Raw genomic sequence first — 3,085 nt, 5'->3', positions numbered from 1 at the left:
AAACCTCCTCCAATATCTTTCGCAGGATCTATAAAATGAATATCTGACAAATTAGAAGCTTTTACAATATCAGCTTCATTCCTTTTCTGGAGAAATGTACTATAAATATTATCACTTAAATCATATTTCCTTTAATCTTCAGCAATTCTTGTTGTTCTTCAGGAAGTTTTTTGATTTTACTCTCTGCTTCACCAATTTTATTATTAACTAAAGCTAAATCATATTGCAAAGAAGACTTGCTGAGGCTATATTTTCAAGCAAAACATTTTTTACAGCCATCATTTGATTATCGAAATCTTTAAAAATCTTATCACTTTTTACTGCATAAGACATTTCAGATCTTTGGGTGATAAAGCAATAAGTTTAGAAACATTCGTAACAATATTTGGATCTTCAATTCCTGCAACGGATGGCGCTGGTAATTTAGAATAATCAACACTGTTTTTAAGATAGGCTTTTAACGAATTGTAGTACGCAATTTTTTCGTGCTACCACATCTTTTTCAACATCAAAATTTAAAATTTTATCTGAAAACTTAGCTCCACCTTCTTCAATATCATATATATTTTTATCTTTCGAAAAGATTTAAGTTCATTTCCGGTTTCTTTCAACTGAGATTCCATAGACACAAGAGTACTATCAATAAATGCTATAGTGTTTGTAGCAAACTGATTTTTACCGTCTAATTGAATTTGATTAACATTTTGACTGTGGAATTTAAATACTCAACCATCCGTGCTTTATTTGTACCTGCATCGATAGTGTAAGTATAGATCCTCCTTTTTCCTCAGAATTAACATCAATTCCACGATAACGTGAAACGGTAGAATCGAAATTATTAAATCTTACAAAATATTCTTTCCCTTTATAGAAACCAGGATTATCAGTTATTTCAAGTTTCCAATTCAAAAATGGCAATACAACTTGTTCCCAACTTTATACTTTTTAAGAATTCAATAGGCTGAACGGCAGTACTGCTATAAGTATTATTTGAATAAGTCAGCAATGAAACCGAATTATTCTCAAATGGAATTCTAATTTCATATTCATTCGGCTTAAAAATTTAATACTAATTAATACTCCTGTTAATTGAGGTTTCGTTTTATCTATATTAACATAAAAGGAACCGCACCATATACATCAACCATATTAAATTCGCCTTTCGCGAGATAATCAATATAATACTGCAATTTATCCACTACCAATTCATTATGTGATCTCGATTGCAAAATAGTCGAAACACCACTTACCTGATCAGAAATACCTCCCCAATTAAAAACCAAGCTTGTATTCGAGGTAAAGAAAGGGTTGCTCTCTTCTTTTATCGAAATTAAGGTCTGCATGGCATAAATCTTTTCCTTACGAATATTAACCTGATAAGCTATCGTAAATGCAATAATTAAACTCACCAAAAACAATTTCCAATAACCAGCGATTTTGAGCAAAAATCCTTTAAAATCAAAACTGGATGATTTTTCAAAAATTGAAAAATCTTTTATGTCTAACATATCTTGTAATTACTTTTTAATTTTTCAACAATAAATAAACCGTTGTCCCCAAAGACAACAAAGTTATAATTGTACCAACAGATTGAATTCCTGTCTGACCTGTACCCCACGTTTTTTGTTTTAACGGTTTTACATAAACATAATCATTAGGCTGTAAGTAATAATATGGTGATTTCATTACATTTACATCTGTCAGATCTATATCATTCATTTGTACTCCTGTAGGTGTTTGACGAATTACAGTTACTGATTTGCGATTACCAACAGTAGTAATATCTCCGCATTGGCAATTGCCTCCATAATGTTCACGCGTTCCTGAAACAATGTTTTGGTACCTGTACTTCCTACCTCTCCGTTTATTGTGTATCTGAAACCTGCTAATTTCACAGTAAGAAAAATATTTGCTTCGGTTTTAAATATTCTTCCATCAACTTTTTCTCAATCTTTACGCGTACCTCCTCAATTGTATAACCAATTACATTGATTTCTCCTAAAATTGCATTCTTATATTTCCATGATCATCAACAGTAAAACCATTAAAATATAGCTGTGACTCGGATTTACCCATACTATTTTCAACTTCAGTAGATTTAAAAATTGCAACCAATTTAGGGTCTATCGCTTTAATATCTATATTCAAAATATCGTTGACTTGCAATCTGTAAGGTTTTAATACAATTGATGAAACAGTAGTTTCATTTCCAACGGTTCCTTTATCCTGTAAATAGACCAAATCTTTTACTGGATACACGATGTAAAAAACGTACTAATTAATAATAAATAAAAACAGTTTTTTGTCATTTTAAAAATTTTATAAGCAAATATAACCATTCCTTTAATCTTCAGGAAATCTTACTTAGTTTGTATTATTTAATTATTTTGAAAGTTTTTTCGAAAGGAATACGATGCAAAATACTTCGGCGAGCGTAACTTCATCAGCATATTCTAATTCATCTCCCACGGAAATCCTCGCGCTATTGTAGATATTATAATTTCAGAATCGGCAATTTGTTTATAAATATAAAAATTTGTGGTATCTCCTTCCATAGTGGAACAAGTAAAATAGATTTCAACAACTTTGCATTAAGTTTCCACTATGGAAGGAGATACCACAAATTTTTATATTTATAAACAAATTGCCGATTCTGAAATTATAATATCTACAATAGCGCGAGGGATTTCCGTGGGAGATGAATTAGAATATGCTGATGAAGTTACGCTCGGCCGAAGTATTTTGCATCGTATTCCTTTCGAAAAACTTTCAAAAATAATTAAATAATACAAACTAAGTAAGATTTCCTGAAGATTAAAGGAATGGTTATATTTGCTTATAAAATTTTTAAAATGACAAAAAACTGTTTTTATTTATTATTAATTAGTACGTTTTTTACATCGTGTATCCAGTAAAAGATTTGGTCTATTTACAGGATAAAGGAACGTTGGAAATGAAACTACTGTTTCATCAATTGTATTAAAACCTTACAGATTGCAAGTCAACGATATTTTGAATATAGATATTAAAGCGATAGACCCTAAATTGGTTGCAATTTTTAAATCTACTGAAGTTGAAAATAGTA

General features: G+C 30.2%; 2 protein-coding genes and 3 pseudogenes. 1 reads left to right on the top strand and 4 read right to left on the bottom strand.

Going from position 1 to position 3,085, the window contains the following annotated elements; all coding sequences use genetic code 11:
* Nucleotides 1-717 precede the first annotated feature (717 nt).
* The 4 genes and pseudogenes from BXU10_RS25855 to BXU10_RS25585 all read right to left on the bottom strand — a co-directional run.
* Nucleotides 718-909: a hypothetical protein gene (locus BXU10_RS25855; RefSeq protein ID WP_369803430.1), complete on the bottom strand. Its 192-nt coding sequence runs from the start codon at nt 907-909 to the stop codon at nt 718-720.
* 197 nt (nt 910-1,106) lie between these two features.
* Nucleotides 1,107-1,508 (bottom strand): hypothetical protein, encoded by a 402-nt coding sequence (locus BXU10_RS25850; RefSeq protein WP_369803429.1) that lies wholly within the window; start codon nt 1,506-1,508, stop codon nt 1,107-1,109.
* Nucleotides 1,509-1,524: 16 nt separating this feature from the next.
* Nucleotides 1,525-2,309: pseudogene (locus BXU10_RS24725) on the bottom strand (polysaccharide biosynthesis/export family protein).
* Between the two features lie 65 nt (nt 2,310-2,374).
* Nucleotides 2,375-2,588, bottom strand: a pseudogene (locus tag BXU10_RS25585) (recombination protein RecR); the annotation flags it as partial.
* Nucleotides 2,589-2,598: 10 nt separating this feature from the next.
* Between BXU10_RS25585 and BXU10_RS24720 the strand changes: the two are divergent.
* Nucleotides 2,599-2,787, top strand: a pseudogene (locus BXU10_RS24720) (recombination protein RecR); the annotation flags it as partial.
* Between the last annotated feature and the right edge of the window lie 298 nt (nt 2,788-3,085).

The organism is Flavobacterium sp. LM4 (assembly GCF_002017935.1).
Lineage (GTDB): Bacteria > Bacteroidota > Bacteroidia > Flavobacteriales > Flavobacteriaceae > Flavobacterium > Flavobacterium chungangense.
Note: the sequence above shows the minus strand (reverse complement) of the source record. Positions and strands in the feature narration are given on the sequence as shown.

Coding starts and splice junctions, on each gene's coding strand:
- BXU10_RS25850 (WP_369803429.1), bottom strand. CDS start 1,508: ATGTTAGACATAAAAGATTTTTCAATTTTTGAAAAATCATCCAGTTTT.